The organism is Marinobacterium sp. NO-S09 (assembly GCF_059179545.1).
Map to the genome: position 1 here is coordinate 381,238 of NZ_CP168954.1, position 15,145 is coordinate 396,382.

General features: G+C 56.6%; 13 protein-coding genes, 1 rRNA gene and 1 riboswitch. Of the genes, 8 read left to right on the top strand and 6 right to left on the bottom strand.

The genetic code is table 11. From position 1 onward, the window contains the following. Positions 1 to 9: 9 nt before the first annotated feature. Genes O3C79_RS01925 through thiD form a run of 4 tightly spaced genes read right to left on the bottom strand, consistent with a single transcriptional unit; the run spans position 10 to position 3,271 of the window. Positions 10 to 942, bottom strand: a complete 933-nt coding sequence (locus O3C79_RS01925) for an ABC transporter substrate-binding protein (RefSeq protein ID WP_494384595.1) — start codon at positions 940 to 942, stop codon at positions 10 to 12. Next, positions 939 to 1,709 (bottom strand): ABC transporter permease, encoded by a 771-nt coding sequence (locus O3C79_RS01930; RefSeq protein ID WP_494385769.1) that lies wholly within the window; start codon positions 1,707 to 1,709, stop codon positions 939 to 941. Before O3C79_RS01930 ends, O3C79_RS01925 begins: the two co-directional genes overlap by 4 nt. Further along, positions 1,709 to 2,446, bottom strand: a complete 738-nt coding sequence (locus tag O3C79_RS01935) for an ABC transporter ATP-binding protein (protein ID WP_494384596.1) — start codon at positions 2,444 to 2,446, stop codon at positions 1,709 to 1,711. Before O3C79_RS01935 ends, O3C79_RS01930 begins: the two co-directional genes overlap by 1 nt. A 3-nt stretch (positions 2,447 to 2,449) precedes the next feature. Continuing rightward, positions 2,450 to 3,271: a bifunctional hydroxymethylpyrimidine kinase/phosphomethylpyrimidine kinase gene (gene thiD, locus O3C79_RS01940; RefSeq protein WP_494384597.1), complete on the bottom strand. Its 822-nt coding sequence runs from the start codon at positions 3,269 to 3,271 to the stop codon at positions 2,450 to 2,452. 57 nt (positions 3,272 to 3,328) lie between these two features. Continuing rightward, positions 3,329 to 3,426, bottom strand: a riboswitch (TPP riboswitch). Between the two features lie 95 nt (positions 3,427 to 3,521). Between thiD and O3C79_RS01945 the strand changes: the two genes are divergently transcribed. From O3C79_RS01945 to O3C79_RS01960, 4 genes are all read left to right on the top strand, one after another. After that, on the top strand, positions 3,522 to 3,713 hold the full coding sequence (locus O3C79_RS01945; RefSeq protein WP_010324509.1) for a zinc ribbon domain-containing protein: 192 nt from the start codon (positions 3,522 to 3,524) through the stop codon (positions 3,711 to 3,713). A 5-nt stretch (positions 3,714 to 3,718) separates the two neighbouring features. Then, positions 3,719 to 4,621: a CHAD domain-containing protein gene (locus tag O3C79_RS01950; RefSeq protein ID WP_494384598.1), complete on the top strand. Its 903-nt coding sequence runs from the start codon at positions 3,719 to 3,721 to the stop codon at positions 4,619 to 4,621. A 95-nt stretch (positions 4,622 to 4,716) separates the two neighbouring features. Further along, positions 4,717 to 6,345: a methyl-accepting chemotaxis protein gene (locus O3C79_RS01955; RefSeq protein ID WP_494384599.1), complete on the top strand. Its 1,629-nt coding sequence runs from the start codon at positions 4,717 to 4,719 to the stop codon at positions 6,343 to 6,345. Positions 6,346 to 6,403: 58 nt separating this feature from the next. Then, positions 6,404 to 7,045, top strand: a complete 642-nt coding sequence (locus O3C79_RS01960; RefSeq protein ID WP_494384600.1) for an MBL fold metallo-hydrolase — start codon at positions 6,404 to 6,406, stop codon at positions 7,043 to 7,045. Here O3C79_RS01960 and O3C79_RS01965 read toward each other — a convergent pair. Both O3C79_RS01965 and pfkA read right to left on the bottom strand, forming a co-directional pair. Continuing rightward, entirely contained in the window at positions 7,042 to 7,653 is a 612-nt protein-coding gene (locus O3C79_RS01965; protein WP_494384601.1) for a DUF502 domain-containing protein, read from the bottom strand. The genes O3C79_RS01960 and O3C79_RS01965 overlap by 4 nt on opposite strands. Before the next feature lie 23 nt (positions 7,654 to 7,676). Further along, the gene (gene pfkA / locus O3C79_RS01970; protein ID WP_494384602.1) at positions 7,677 to 8,681 is read right to left on the bottom strand and encodes a 6-phosphofructokinase; all 1,005 of its coding nucleotides are present in this window, start codon (positions 8,679 to 8,681) and stop codon (positions 7,677 to 7,679) included. Positions 8,682 to 8,899: 218 nt separating this feature from the next. Between pfkA and O3C79_RS01975 the strand changes: the two genes are divergently transcribed. The 4 genes from O3C79_RS01975 (at position 8,900) to O3C79_RS01990 (ending at position 15,139) form a co-directional block, all read left to right on the top strand. Continuing rightward, positions 8,900 to 9,880: a TAXI family TRAP transporter solute-binding subunit gene (locus O3C79_RS01975; protein WP_139327239.1), complete on the top strand. Its 981-nt coding sequence runs from the start codon at positions 8,900 to 8,902 to the stop codon at positions 9,878 to 9,880. A 70-nt stretch (positions 9,881 to 9,950) separates the two neighbouring features. Next, positions 9,951 to 12,551, top strand: a complete 2,601-nt coding sequence (locus O3C79_RS01980; RefSeq protein WP_494384603.1) for a TRAP transporter permease — start codon at positions 9,951 to 9,953, stop codon at positions 12,549 to 12,551. 9 nt (positions 12,552 to 12,560) lie between these two features. Beyond that, positions 12,561 to 13,001: a universal stress protein gene (locus tag O3C79_RS01985; RefSeq protein ID WP_494384604.1), complete on the top strand. Its 441-nt coding sequence runs from the start codon at positions 12,561 to 12,563 to the stop codon at positions 12,999 to 13,001. Between the two features lie 598 nt (positions 13,002 to 13,599). Continuing rightward, positions 13,600 to 15,139: ribosomal RNA gene (locus tag O3C79_RS01990) — 16S ribosomal RNA — on the top strand. Positions 15,140 to 15,145: the final 6 nt, after the last annotated feature.

Sequence of the window (15,145 nt, forward strand, 5' to 3'; positions counted from 1 at the left end):
CTGCAATCCTTATGGCACGATGGCGTAGTCAGCTACGGGCGGGTTGGTTTTGGTCAGACCCTGTTCCTGCATGAAGGCACCGACACGCTGGTAGCGGGCTTCATCCAGGGCTGCTGGGCGCAGGGCAAAGCGGCTCAGGGTGTCGGCCCAGGCGCGGCGGTTCAGCTCGGTATTCAACTCATCCGGCTTGTAGCTGACAAAGTCGTTCCAGGCGTCATCCGGGTGGTTGACCAGATACTGAGTCGCTTTTTCGACAGCCTTGATCAGGCGGGCATGACGGTCGTCACCGCGGGTCTCGTTATTGACCACCAGTACCAGCTCGTCATAGGCCGGTACGCCTTCTTCTTCGATATAGAAGGCACGGCCCGGGTGGCCTTCAATATCCATCTGGTTCAGTTCGAAATTACGGTAGGCGCCGATCACCGCATCTACCTGACCGCTGATCAGGGAGGGCGACAGCGACCAGTTCACATTGACCATCTCGATATCATCCAGTGTCAGGCCGTGCGGCTTGAGCATGGCGCGCATCAGGGCTTCTTCGTAGCCCCCGACGGAGTAGCCAACCTTGCGGTCTTTCAGGTCCGCCAGCGTTTTCACCGGACCGTCTTCCAGTACTACCAGTGAGTTCAGCGGAGTGGCAACCAATGTGCCGATTCGGGTCAGCGGCAGGCCTTGATCGATCATGACATGCAGCTGCGGCTGGTAGGTGATCGCCATATCGGCCTTGCCGGCGGCAACCAGTTTGGGCGGCATGGATGGATCGGCTGGCTCGACCAGATTGACCTCCAGCCCCTGCTCGGCGAAGTAGCCCTTCTGTTGTGCGACAATCAGCGGGCCGTGGTCCGGATTGATAAACCAGTCGAGCAGCAGTTCGACTTTATCGGCAGCCAGTGCTTGAGCGGACAGCAGGCAGCTGCACAGCAATGTGGTCAGTCGTTTCATAGAGAATCACCTCGGGTTGCCGACGACGTGGATTCGCTCAACCAGGGGGTGAGCCGTCGTGCGATCAGGTTGACGAAGAAGTAGAGGCCCAGCGCGATGACGGCCAGGACCAGCAGAGCAGCAAACATGAGGTCGACCTGCATGCGTGCATTGGCATTGAGCATCAGATAGCCCAGCCCGGTAGAAGAGCCCACCCATTCGCCGACGACCGCACCGATCGGTGCGACCGATGCGGCTACACGCAGCCCGGAGCCAAAGGCGGGCAGGGCGGCGGGCAAACGCACTTGCAGAAGCTGGGCACGGCGGCTGGCACTCAGAGTACGGGCCAGCTGCAGATAGCCGGTCGGGGTCTGGCGCAGACCATCGAAACAGGCCGCCGTGACCGGAAAGTATATAATCAGCGTCGCCATGGCGACCTTGGAAGCCATGCCGTAGCCGAGCCAGAGCATCAGCACCGGTGCCAGGGCAAATACGGGTATCGCCTGACTCACAACCAGTACTGGCAGCAGCCAGCGTCTGAGCCCACCCCAGGTCACCAGTGACAGCGCACTGGCAAGGCCCAACAGGGTGCCCAGCAGCAGGCCGAGCAGAATTTCCATCAGGGTCACGCCCGCGTGTTTCATCAACAGCGGGAACTGGTTGACCAGTGTTTCCAGTACCAGCAGTGGGCCCGGCAGGATAAAGCGAGGCGCGCCAGTCAGCCAGACGATTGCCTGCCAGATCAGCATCAACCCAAGAGCGATAATCAGGGGGCGCAGTAGCGTCATCATGCGCACCCCTCTGCAAGCAGCCTGAGCAGTTGAGCCTGCTGTTGCAACAGCTCGGTGTCATCTAGTGGACGGGGTGAGGTACCTGCAGGTGTGATCGGGTCTGAGAGTTGAGCGGGGCTGCCCTGCAGTACCAGAACACGGTCGGACAGGCGCAACGCTTCCAGCGGATCATGGGTGATCATCAGCACGGTGCGATCACCCAGCAGCTCGGCAGCCAGGTTCTGCAGTTTGAGGCGGTTGATCGCATCCAGCGCCGAAAAGGGCTCGTCCATGCACACCAGTGGCTGGTCCTGAAACAGGGTGCGGGCCAGGGCAACACGCTGGCGTTGGCCGCCGGACAATTGTGCAGGCAGGTCTGAGGCGCGCTCCCCCAACCCGACCTGCTGCAACAGGTACAGGGCCAGCTCCTGCTGTTGGGCGGATACTTTACGATTCTGCTGCAGGCGCGCCCCGAGCAGTACGTTGTCTTTCAGGCTGAGCCAGGGCAGCAGCAGGTCCTGCTGTGCCATCCAGGCCACACGCCCTGCAAGGGGGTGGCCGTCACTGCAGTGAATCTGTCCCTTGATATCGGCTTCATCGGCAATCCCGCACAGTAACTGCACCAGTGAGCTTTTGCCCACGCCGGACTGACCCAGAATACTGGTCCATTGCCCGTCGGGCAGGTCCAGATTCAGGTTGCTGAAGACGCAGTGGTGCTGCCAGTGCAGACTGGCCTGCTCAACACGGATATCCACGTCTTACCACCAGGCGTGGAAATGGTGAGTCGGGCCATGACCGGAACCTACTTGCAGGCGGTCAGCGGCTTCGATGGCAGCGGTAATATAGGCCTTGGCTTCAGTGACCGAAGCGGTGACATCCAGGCCTTTGGCCAGGCCGGCGGCGATGGCTGAGGACAGGGTACAGCCGGTGCCGTGGGTGTTGGCGGTGGCGATACGCTTGGCCGGCAGCCACTGGGCTTGCTCGGTACTCAACAGCAGGTCCGCACTTTCAGCGCTGCTGGATTCGGCCAGATGGCCGCCCTTGACCAGTACCGCCTGCGGCCCCAGATCCAACAATTGCTGAGCCTGAGCCTGCATTTGTTCGGCATCACCGGCTTCATCCGTGGCCAGGAGTACGGCGGCTTCCGGCAGGTTAGGGGTGATCAGAGTGGCCAGCGGCAGCAATTCCTGTCGCAGGGCGTCGACTGACTCGTCAGCCAGCAGCTTGTCGCCGCTTTTGGCGACCATCACCGGGTCCAGCACGATATTGCGCAGCTCGCGTTCGCGCAGAATCGTGGCAATGGTGGTGATGGTTTCGGGGCGGCTGAGCATGCCGATCTTGATGGCATCGATGCGAATATCGTCCAGCACTGTATTGAGCTGGTCGGCAATAAAGTCTGCCGGCACATCGTGAATGGCACGGACTTCGCGGGTGTTCTGTGCCGTCAGGGCGGCGATAACGGAGGTGCCAAACACACCCAGTGCGGAAAAGGTTTTGAGGTCGGCCTGAATCCCGGCACCACCGCCACTGTCAGAGCCAGCGATCGTGAGTGCAATGGGTGTGGATGTCTGTGTTGTCATGCGGTAGCTCCTGTACGGGAGAAAACCGCACCGACCATGCGTACGCATGGAGTGATAGTAACGGTCATCTCGATTTCCTACGCCGGTACCAACCGGATCAGGTTCAGCGGGTTTCATCTCAGCCCGTCTACATGCGGGCACCCCGACCAAGAATGAAGCCTTAGTTTAGGCACTTGGGGGCGGACTGTCTATGCTGTAACCAGAGCCTGCTTACATACCGGCAGGTGGACCAGAAGAGGGAGGGTAACCCATGAACCCTTTGGAAGTGGTGGAGCTGATGTGCCCCTGGTGTAGTGAGCCGATCAGTCTGACAGTGGATGTGACTGAACCGGAACAGGACTATAGCGAAGACTGTGGCGTCTGCTGCAGTCCGATTGCGGTGCACGTTGATGTGGGCGATGAAGGCGCGCCACAAGTGCGAGTGGAGCGAGAAGGAGGTTAGTGAATATGCCGGCTACCCTGGGCAAGAGTTCCCAGCGCCCCCTGCAGGCCGATACCACCGGTGATGAAGTTCAGTGCAGCGTGATGGACTTGCTGTCACAGACACGTCAGCGCATTGAGCAGGGTTTTCAACTGGAGAGTGCTGAGCAAGATGAAGTGGTGCATCAAACACGTGTCGATATGAAGCGCCTGAGAGCACTTTGGTATCTGGTTCGGCCCGGTTTGGACAAAGCATCAGTAAAATTGCTGCATTCATCAGCACGGGATGTTGCGGGAGCACTGTCCGGTCAGCGTGATCATGCGGTTATGCTGGAAACCCTGGACAGCCTTGATATTGAGCTGCCAGAGGCAGGCTATCGGGATATGGTGACGATGCTCGGTGAACAGTTTCAACCTGCGGATAACAGGGCCGTACCTCTGGATGAAGCATTGGTGCTGCTGGATCAGCTCCAGGCTGAAGTAGAGTCGGTCGACTGGCCGTTGCTCAAACGCGATCATCTGCTGCAGGGATTAATACGTACGGGTGTCAAAGGAGAGGAGTTGGGCAGGCTGGCGCTGCAGCAGTCCGATGTAGAAGCGCTGCATCGCTGGCGCAAATGGGTGAAGGCCTGGATGTATCAGCTTAACTGGTTGCAACCGGAGGTGGACAAGCGCTGGATGCTGCGGCTCAAACCGCTGGGAAGTGCGTTGGGGCGCATTCATGACCTGGATGTGCTGGTTGATGCGTTACGTCCGTTGGAGGCTCAGGTGCCGCAAACCCTGTCCCGGGCCATCATTGAGGAGCGTGCAGCTCTGCTGGAACAGGTGAATAAGGATGCGCAGCAAGTCTATTCTAAACGCGCCCGCCGACGAGCACGCAAGGTGTTCCGGCACTGGTACAAGGCGAGTTCAAATATTAGCCAACAATGATATAACCCTCTAATTGAAAAGGTCTTTTACCTGTCATTGACTGTGCTAATCTGTAGCGAATTCCTGACTTTATTAACTAACTTGAGTAGCCCCCCATGATTCTGCGTAATCTAACTGTTCGTACCAAGCTGTGGCTGCTGGTCCTGATTGCAAGCCTGATGCTGGTGGTGTTGTCGACCCTTTCTCTGCTGGATATGCGCGACTCCCTTGTACAGGAGCGTAAAGATCAGCTGCATGCGTTATTGGACAGTACTGAGGGGTTGCTGAAGGCTCAGCAATCACGTGTCCAGGCAGGTGAAGTCACACTGGCACAGGCGCAGGACGCTGCGCGCCAGATGCTCGAAAGCATGCGATACAACGACGATGACTACTTCTTTGTACTTGATGGTGACGCCCGAGTGATGGCGCACGGGACCAACCCGGACCTTGTCGGGCAGTCTCTGAGAAGTCGCACCACCGATGATGGCCAGGCAATCTTTGCCGATATGGCCGGTTTGCTGGGCAGTGGCAGGGATGTGGCGGAAATCGAGTACAAATGGCCGAATCCTGCCAGTGGCAAGGCTGAAACCAAGATTACGCTGGCCAAGCCGTTTGAAGCCTGGGGCTGGGTTGTGGGCACCGGTGTTTATGTAACCGACCTGGATAAGGCTTTCAACGAAGATCTGATCTTCATGGTGGCGGTGCTGGCGGGTGCACTGGTGGTATTGGCTGGTTTGGCTATTCCGCTGAGTCGTTCCATTACCGGTCCGCTGGAGCACATTTCGGATGTAATGAAACAGGTGGCCGCAGGAGACTTGCGCGTTCGTACAGACCTGAACAGCCGTGATGAACTGGGCAAGGTCGGGCGACGCATCGATGAAACTCTCGGGACCTTCCAGGATCTGGTTCATCAGATTGCCAGTTCTGCCAGTCAGGTATCTTCCAGCGCTGAGGGCCTGGCGCGCAGTGCTGAAGAAACCAGCTCGGCACTGGATGCCCAGGCCCAGGAAGCCGAGTTGTTGTCCACGGCGATGAACGAGATGGCGGCCAGTGTGCATGAAGTGGCGCGCAGTGCCAGCGATACCTCGGCCGCTATTGAGATGGCGGATCATGAAGCCGATGAGGGTAACCACGATGTGGACGATACCGTTAATCGCATTCAGGCGCTGGCGCAGGAAGTTGAGCAGGCTGCTGAAGTGATTCAGGCACTGGAAGGCGATACGGTTCAGATCGGCCAGGTGCTGGAGGAGATCCAGGCGATTTCCGAGCAGACCAACCTGTTGGCGCTGAACGCTGCTATTGAAGCCGCCCGTGCCGGTGAGTCCGGTCGAGGCTTTGCCGTGGTGGCGGATGAGGTGCGTCAGCTGGCTCAGCGAACCCAGGGATCGACTGAAGAGATTCGTAGCATGAATGACCGCCTGCGCGGCGCTGCCCAGAAGGCGGTTGAGGTGATGGGACGTTCCCGTCAGCGTGCGGATGACAGCGTGCAGACGGCGGCGCATGCAGGTCAGGAGCTGGTCCGCATTGTTGAGCAGATGGCGCGTATCCGTGACATGGGGGTACAGGTAGCCGCGGCAGCCGAAGAGCAGAGTCAGGTCTCCGAGGAGATGAACTCCAACCTGCTACGTATTACCCAGGCATCGGAAAGCACCGTGATGGCTGCCAATTCGGTCGCGTCCAGTGGCGAAGAGCTGCAGCAACTTTCCCTGGCATTGCAGGAGCAGATCAACCGCTTCAAAACCTGACTTTTGGTCATCGGGGTCGATATACTGATGCGAACGTTTTCAAACCGGTCGGAGCAGCATGAAATATCGCATTATTCCCGTGACCCCGTTTCAGCAGAACTGCACGCTGCTGTGGTGTGAGCAGACCAGGGCGGCCGCAGTGGTCGACCCGGGCGGTGACCTGGATCGGATCAAGGCGGCTGTTGCCGAGGAAGGCGTCAAGCTGGAGAAAATCCTGCTGACCCACGCACATATCGACCATGCGGGAGGCACGGCGGCCTTATCACAGGAGCTGGGTCTTGAAATTGAAGGGCCGGGCAAGGATGACGAATTCTGGATTGAAGGGCTGCCCCAGCAGAGCCAGATGTTCGGCTTTCCGGCCGTAGACGTGTTCAGCCCGGACCGTTGGCTGGATGACGGTGACCAGGTCAGCTTTGGCGAAGTCACGCTTGATGTCGTACATTGTCCAGGCCACACACCTGGTCATGTGATTTTCTATCATCAGCCAACTGCGCTGGCACTGGTGGGCGATGTGCTCTTCCAGGGTTCGATCGGGCGTACCGACTTCCCGCGGGGAGATCACGACACGCTGATTCGGTCTATTAAGGAAAAGCTCTTGCCGTTAGGGGATGAGATCGATTTCATCCCCGGGCACGGCCCCATGTCCACCTTTGGCCATGAGCGCCAAACCAACCCGTTTATTGCCGGCCGCTTCGGTTAAGCACCGCCTTGTTCCTTATGGGTAGAGACGCCACCACTGACGATAAAAGTGGTGACGTCGCCTGCCGGCTGATCAAGCGGCGTCACGCGTGCGCGGGGAACAATGATCAGGTTACCGGCAAAATTGTAGGATTGCGGCAGATAAACAGCAACGTCATCCTCGAGTCCCCAGTTGGACATGTCTTCTGCGGTTATAAACCCGGCCACTCTGATACCCGACTCCTCGTTCAGGCACACCAGGGCCGGCTTATCAAAACGCTTGTCCTCGCCCAGAAATGCCTGGAACAGGTCGCGCATGGCGTTGTAGAGCAGCTTGACCAGAGGAATGCGCTTCATTAACTGTTCAAAACGGTTGAACAGGAAGCGGCCCAGGAAATTGCTGGCCAGAGCACCTGTCAGTGTGATCAGCAGCAGGGTGGAAGCTATGGCCAAAAGCGTAGTGGCCCAGCCCGGTTGCAGCCCGGGCATCAGCTGCTGAAACATTTGGCCCAACGCTGAAAACAGGGTGTTGTTCAGCGCCATGAAAATGGCGTAAACCAGATAAATGGTTACCACGGCCGGCAGTAAAACCAATAGACCTTTGAAAAACAGTCGAATCAGGGCGTTCATGGGGGCTCCTTGGTGGGGGCTGTTTACTTGTGCAACAGCAGCGCAAGCTCAAACAGGTGTGGATCAAGCCCCTTACGGTAGCGAATAACGCTGTCCAGCGGTACTTCCACGATGCCACCTGCGTCTACGCCCACCATAATGTCGCTGTAGCCTGCCAGCAGGTAACTTACCGCCATTGCCCCCAGGCTGGATGCCAGCACCCGATCATGGCCACTGGGCTGCCCGCCACGCTGAATGTGGCCAAGGATACAGACGCGAGGGTCTTCGCCCTGCTGCCGCAGTTGTTCCGCCAGGCGGTAGGTCAGGCCCGGGTCACGGCCCTCGGCCACCACGATAATCCCGCTGGAGCCCTTGCCACTGCGGCGGCTTTCGCTGAGCTGTTGCCCCAATTGTTCAATATGGACCTCATACTCGGGCACCACGACCATTTCAGCACCGGCGGCGATCCCTACATGGGTGGCAAGAAAGCCTGAATTACGTCCCATGACTTCGACCAGGAAGTGGCGCTCATGGGAGGAAGCGGTATCACGGATCTTATCGATGGCATCCAGCGCGGTATTGACGGCAGTATCAAAGCCGATGGTGTCATCAGTACCGAAAATATCGTTATCGATGGTGCCGGGCAGACCGACAACGGCAAGGTCACTTTCCTCTGCCAGGCAATGCGCCCCGGTGAGGGAACCATCACCCCCAATCACAACCAGTCCCTGAATGCCCTTATCTTTCAATATCTGTACAGCGGTACGGCGATTTTCCGGCTGTTTGAACGCTTCGCAGCGATCACTTTTCAGGATGGTACCGCCGCGCTGAACGATATTGCGCACGGAAGAGGAGGTCATCAGTCGCAGGTCGCCCGCCAGCAGGCCGCTGTAACCTTTTTGTATGCCATAGACACAGATGCCCTGGTTCAGGGCAGCGCGGACTACGCCACGAACGGCCGGGTTCATGCCGGGGGAATCGCCACCGCTGGTCAGTACAGCAATGGCATCAAAATCTCGCAAAGGCTCCAGTTCGGGCAATGTATACATGTTGGCTCCTGAGGTGGCGGCACAAATCCACTATAGCGAAGCGGGGAGGGTGCGCACAGAGAGATTTCCTGAATATGTTAAGTAAAACAACTAAAGCAGTAAAAAGTTCTGTGAAATCTTGAAGATGGAGCAAGCCTGACTAATACTCAGATTCTGAAGCCGGTTTCTGGCAATCGTATGACAGGAACCATCCCGATCCGAAACAGGAGAGTTCGATTATGGCACTGAAGAAAACGCTGATCTCGGCAGCAATGACTGCGGCTGTAGCTATGGGTGGTGCTGCTGCACCGACAGTCGCAAGTGCGGAGAGCTTCATCACCATCGGTACCGGCGGGGTAACCGGTGTGTACTACCCGACCGGTGGTGCGATCTGCCGACTGGTTAACAAGGACCGCTCCGAGCACGGTATTCGTTGTTCCGTTGAAAGTACCGGTGGTTCTGTTTACAACCTGAATACCATTCGCGCAGGCGAGCTGGATATTGGTGTTGCCCAGTCTGACTGGCAGTACCATGCCTATAACGGTACGTCCAAGTTTGAAGATCAGGGCGCCAACCCTGAGCTGCGTTCCCTGTTCTCCATGCATGCCGAGCCGTTCACCGTGGTGGCCCGTGCCGATGCAGGTATCAAGAACTACAACGATCTGAAAGGCAAGCGCGTCAACATTGGTAACCCGGGCTCTGGCCAGCGCGGCACCATGGAAGTGCTGATGAACGCCAAGGGCTGGACTGCCGATGATTTTGCACTGGCGTCCGAGCTGAAAGCGTCCGAGCAGGCCAGCGCACTCTGCGATAACAAGATCGACGCCATGGTTTACGTGGTGGGTCACCCCAGTGGTGCCATCAAGGAAGCGACCACGTCTTGTGACAGCAACCTGGTTGAAGTCAACGACGCCACCATCGATATGCTGGTAGGTGAAAACAGCTACTACCGTAAGGCAACCGTGCCGGGCGGCATGTACCGTGGCAACCCGGATGACGTGACCACCTTCGGTGTAGGTGCGACGATTGTCAGCTCCACTGCAGTGCCTGATGAAGTTGCCTATAACGTGGTGAAAGCGGTATTCGAAAACTTCGATACTTTCCGCAAACTGCACCCTGCGTTTGCTAACCTGAAGAAAGAAGAGATGGTCAGCGATGCGCTGACAGCGCCTCTGCACCCGGGTGCAGAGAAGTACTACAAAGAAGCCGGCCTGCTGTAAGCGGCTGACTGACAAGGGGGCGCATTCCGTGCCCCCTTTTTGTTTATCTCACGGATAGAAGGTGTTCGCTGTGTCTCAGCAAGATCAAGTCAAGACATCGAACGATGACATTCAGGAACTGGTTGCCCAGTCTGACAGCGGTGCCCGCAGCCCCCGAGGGTTTGCCGGACAACTGCTGTGGGGTGTCGCTCTGGCATGGGCCCTGTTTCAGCTCTGGTACGCCTCCCCTTTGCCTTTCCTGTTTGATTTTGGCGTGATCAATGATTCCAAAGCGCGTGCCATTCACCTGGCGTTTGCCATTTTTCTGGCCTATACCGCCTATCCCGCATTGAAGCGCTCGCCTCGCTTCTATGTGCCCATTCAGGACTGGGTCTTTGCCTTTGCAGGGGCGTTCTCTGCGGCTTACCTGGTACTTTTTGAAAGTGAATTGGCCGGCCGTTCCGGCGCGCCAATTACCATGGATATAGTGGTGGCTGTGGCAGGCATGATCCTGTTGCTTGAAGCTACCCGCCGTGCACTGGGGCCACCCTTGATGGTGGTAGCGGCTGTCTTCCTGACCTATACCTTCGCCGGCCCCTACATGCCCGACGTGATCGCCCACAAGGGCGCAAGCCTGAACAAGGCCATGTCGCATCAGTGGTTGACCACTGAAGGTGTGTTTGGTGTGGCCCTTGGGGTTTCCACCAGCTTTGTATTCCTGTTCGTACTCTTCGGCGCCTTGCTGGAAAAGGCAGGTGCGGGCAACTATTTCACCAAGGTGTCCTTCTCGTTGTTGGGACATATGCGTGGCGGCCCTGCTAAGGCGGCCGTTGTATCTTCTGGCCTTAGTGGCCTGATCTCCGGTTCATCTATTGCGAACGTGGTAACTACCGGTACGTTTACAATTCCATTGATGAAGCGCGTCGGTTTCCCGGGCTATAAGGCCGGCGCGGTTGAAGTGGCAGCTTCCACCAATGGCCAGCTTACACCGCCCATTATGGGCGCGGCGGCCTTCCTGATGGTGGAATACGTTGGTATCTCCTATATAGAGGTGATTCAGCACGCAATTCTGCCGGCGCTGATCTCTTACATCGCCCTTATCTACATCGTGCACCTGGAAGCAATGAAAGCAGGCATGATGGGCCTGCCCAAGAACCCGGATTCACGCACCTTGGCACAGAAGCTGGCGACCTGGCTCGGCATTGTGGTCGGTATCTGTGTGCTGTCACTGGGCTTGTATCACGGCTTTGGCTGGACCAAGGCCTACATCGGCAGTGCCAGCTACTGGATCATGGCGGTGATCGTCTTTATTGCCTATCTCTGGCTGGTACGTTTTGCCGCGCGCTTCCCTGATCTGCACATGGACGATCCGAATTCCGAGGTGGTCGCGCTCCCGGAAACGGGTCCAACCGTCAAATCCGGCCTTTACTTTCTGCTGCCCGTATTTGTACTGGTCTGGTGTCTGACGGTTGAGCGTTTCTCACCGGGTTTGTCCGCGTTCTGGGCAACCGTATTCATGATTGCGATCGTGTTGACTCACAAACCGCTCAAGGCTGCCTTCCGTGCTGAAGGCGGATTCGCCAAAGGCGTTCGTGAAGGCTGGACTGACCTGCTGGATGGTCTGGTGACCGGTTCACGCAACATGATCGGTATCGGTGTGGCAACAGCCGCCGCAGGTATTGTGGTGGGTACGGTAACTCTGACCGGTATTGGTCTGGTAATGACCGAGTTTGTGGAGTTTATCTCCGCCGGTAATATCATGCTGATGCTGCTGTTTACCGCAGCGATCAGCCTGTTGCTGGGTATGGGCCTGCCCACCACTGCGAACTACATCGTTGTTTCCACACTGATGGCCCCGGTCATCGTGACTCTGGGTGCAGAGCAGGGGCTGATTGTGCCGTTGATTGCGGTGCACTTGTTCGTGTTCTATTTCGGTATTCTGGCGGATGATACGCCACCGGTGGGGCTGGCGGCTTTTGCCGCTGCTGCGATTGCCAAGTCTGACCCCATCCGCACTGGTGTGCAGGGCTTTACCTATGACATACGTACCGCGGTATTGCCCTTCATGTTTATTTTCAATACCGAGCTGCTGCTGATCGGCATCGAAAGTATCCCGCACCTGCTTATTACGGTGGGGGCTGCGGTCATTGCCATGCTGATCTTTGCCGCAGCTACTCAGGGCTTTTGGCTGGTACGCAGCCGCTGGTACGAAACCCTGGGGCTGCTGTTGATCGCCTTTACCCTGTTCCGTCCGGGTTTCTGGTGGGACGAGATCTATCCGCCGGTAAGCATCGAGTCCCCGACACAAATCGAAGCCTTGGCTGCTGAAGTACCGCCTGGCGGCAACCTGATGCTGCAGGCAGAAGGCATGACCATTGATGGTGATCAGGTCAGCAAGCTGGTTAAACTGCCATTGGAAGGTGAGGGCAGTGGCGCCGAGCGCCTGTCGAATGCGGGTCTGATGCTGAACATGTCGGACGACAAGGTTGTCGTTGATATGGTCGGCTTTGGCAGTCCGGCACAGGAAGCCGGTCTGGATTTCGATTGGGAAATCCAGGGTATTCAGGTTGAAAATGATCGCCCGGACAAACAGTGGATGATGCTGCCTGCACTTGCGTTGCTGGCTGGACTGGCAATGTTGCAGCTTCAGCGTCGTCGCAAACAGGCCTCGGCCGAGAACGCTGCAGCCTAGGAGGCATATATGTTCAAGAAAGTGCTATTGCCTGTTGATATGCAGGACAGCAAGACGGCTCGACGCTCGCTGGAAGCGGCTGGCCAGTACCTGGAAAACGACAGTGCCGAGCTGCATGTCATGGCAGTACTGCCGGGTTTGAGTATGCCGGTAGTGGCTGCCTACTTCCCAGATGACGCAGTTGAAAAGGCGATGAAAGCATTGAAGCAGGAAGTAGCCGATCTGATTGAGGCTGTGATGCCGGGGCGCAAGCATTGCTTTGTCCATATAGCAGAAGGCAGTGCGGCGCGTGAGATTGTTGCTCTGGCCGAAAAGCAAAAGGTCGACCTGATTCTGATGCCCAGTCATAACTACTCGCGGGTGGAGAACCTGCTGATTGGTTCAGTGACATCCAAGGTGGTTGAGCGGGCACATTGCTCGGTAATGGTGTTACGAAATCTCACCAGCTAACTCAGCCGTTCATTACAAAGGGCACTTTCGGGTGCCCTTTGTCGTTTCTGTTCTACTCTATCTATATGCACAGGCTGAGACCGTTTCAGCGGGACGTTTGTTTAGTGTTTTAAAGCCCCTTCACCTTTTTGAAATTATTTTACACAAAACAGTTGACGCCCCATCTCATGTCTGTAGAATTCGCCTCCTCGCTTGAGACGACGGGGTTCACGCAACACTGAACGGCTCGAGAGAGAAGGAGATAAGCTCTTGAAATCACTTAGATTTCTGATGTAGAATTTGCCTCCTTGGTTTTAACCGCTTCGTTGTTTGAGTGCTTCGGCACTGAAACAAAAAACGAAAAAAACGGTTGACACCGAATGAGGATGCGGTAAGATACGCGCCTCGCTTGAGACAACATGTTCTGCCACACGGCAGGTTGCTCAAGCCCGCTCTTTAACAAATTGATCAGGTAATATGTGTGGGCGCTTGTCAGGATTGAGCACACAAAGCTTAATCAAGGCAAGCAACCTAACTGAATATTCATTTAGCGTTGTGTAATACCTTGAGCCGAGTCTGAGGGATCATTCCTCCCTCTTAATATGACTCACAAAGATTTGAACTGAAGAGTTTGATCATGGCTCAGATTGAACGCTGGCGGCAGGCCTAACACATGCAAGTCGAGCGGTAACAGAACTAGCTTGCTAGTTGCTGACGAGCGGCGGACGGGTGAGTAACGCGTGGGAATCTGCCTGGTAGTGGGGGACAACAGTTGGAAACGACTGCTAATACCGCATACGCCCTTCGGGGGAAAGTAGGGGATCTTCGGACCTTACGCTATCAGATGAGCCCGCGTCGGATTAGCTTGTTGGTGAGGTAAAAGCTCACCAAGGCGATGATCCGTAGCTGGTCTGAGAGGATGATCAGCCACACTGGGACTGAGACACGGCCCAGACTCCTACGGGAGGCAGCAGTGGGGAATATTGGACAATGGGGGCAACCCTGATCCAGCCATGCCGCGTGTGTGAAGAAGGCCTTCGGGTTGTAAAGCACTTTCAGATGTGAGGAAAGGTGTGTGGTTAATACCCGCATACTGTGACGTTAACATCAGAAGAAGCACCGGCTAACTCCGTGCCAGCAGCCGCGGTAATACGGAGGGTGCAAGCGTTAATCGGAATTACTGGGCGTAAAGCGCACGTAGGTGGTTTGGTCAGTCAGATGTGAAAGCCCCGGGCTCAACCTGGGAACTGCACCTGATACTGCCAGACTAGAGTACGGTAGAGGGTAGTGGAATTTCCGGTGTAGCGGTGAAATGCGTAGAGATCGGAAGGAACACCAGTGGCGAAGGCGACTGCCTGGACCGATACTGACACTGAGGTGCGAAAGCGTGGGTAGCAAACAGGATTAGATACCCTGGTAGTCCACGCCGTAAACGATGTCAACTAGCCGTTGGGGGGCTTGATCCTTTAGTGGCGCAGCTAACGCGATAAGTTGACCGCCTGGGGAGTACGGCCGCAAGGTTAAAACTCAAATGAATTGACGGGGGCCCGCACAAGCGGTGGAGCATGTGGTTTAATTCGAAGCAACGCGAAGAACCTTACCTACTCTTGACATCCTGCGAACTTGCTAGAGATAGCTTGGTGCCTTCGGGAACGCAGTGACAGGTGCTGCATGGCTGTCGTCAGCTCGTGTTGTGAAATGTTGGGTTAAGTCCCGTAACGAGCGCAACCCCTATCCTTATTTGCCAGCACTTCGGGTGGGAACTCTAAGGAGACTGCCGGTGACAAACCGGAGGAAGGTGGGGATGACGTCAAGTCATCATGGCCCTTACGAGTAGGGCTACACACGTGCTACAATGGCCGGTACAGAGGGCCGCGAACTCGCGAGGGTAAGCAAATCTCAGAAAACCGGTCGTAGTCCGGATCGCAGTCTGCAACTCGACTGCGTGAAGTCGGAATCGCTAGTAATCGCGAATCAGAATGTCGCGGTGAATACGTTCCCGGGCCTTGTACACACCGCCCGTCACACCATGGGAGTGGGTTGCACCAGAAGTAGCTAGTCTAACCTTCGGGAGGACGGTTACCACGGTGTGATTCATGACTGGGGTGAAGTCGTAACAAGGTAGCCCTAGGGGAACCTGGGGCTGGATCACCTCCTTAAACGAT

Coding starts and splice junctions, on each gene's coding strand:
- O3C79_RS01945 (WP_010324509.1), top strand. CDS start 3,522: ATGAACCCTTTGGAAGTGGTGGAGCTGATGTGCCCCTGGTGTAGTGAG.
- O3C79_RS01960 (WP_494384600.1), top strand. CDS start 6,404: ATGAAATATCGCATTATTCCCGTGACCCCGTTTCAGCAGAACTGCACG.
- pfkA (WP_494384602.1), bottom strand. CDS start 8,681: ATGTATACATTGCCCGAACTGGAGCCTTTGCGAGATTTTGATGCCATT.
- O3C79_RS01950 (WP_494384598.1), top strand. CDS start 3,719: ATGCCGGCTACCCTGGGCAAGAGTTCCCAGCGCCCCCTGCAGGCCGAT.
- O3C79_RS01955 (WP_494384599.1), top strand. CDS start 4,717: ATGATTCTGCGTAATCTAACTGTTCGTACCAAGCTGTGGCTGCTGGTC.
- O3C79_RS01975 (WP_139327239.1), top strand. CDS start 8,900: ATGGCACTGAAGAAAACGCTGATCTCGGCAGCAATGACTGCGGCTGTA.
- O3C79_RS01925 (WP_494384595.1), bottom strand. CDS start 942: ATGAAACGACTGACCACATTGCTGTGCAGCTGCCTGCTGTCCGCTCAA.
- thiD (WP_494384597.1), bottom strand. CDS start 3,271: ATGACAACACAGACATCCACACCCATTGCACTCACGATCGCTGGCTCT.
- O3C79_RS01985 (WP_494384604.1), top strand. CDS start 12,561: ATGTTCAAGAAAGTGCTATTGCCTGTTGATATGCAGGACAGCAAGACG.
- O3C79_RS01930 (WP_494385769.1), bottom strand. CDS start 1,709: ATGACGCTACTGCGCCCCCTGATTATCGCTCTTGGGTTGATGCTGATC.
- O3C79_RS01965 (WP_494384601.1), bottom strand. CDS start 7,653: ATGAACGCCCTGATTCGACTGTTTTTCAAAGGTCTATTGGTTTTACTG.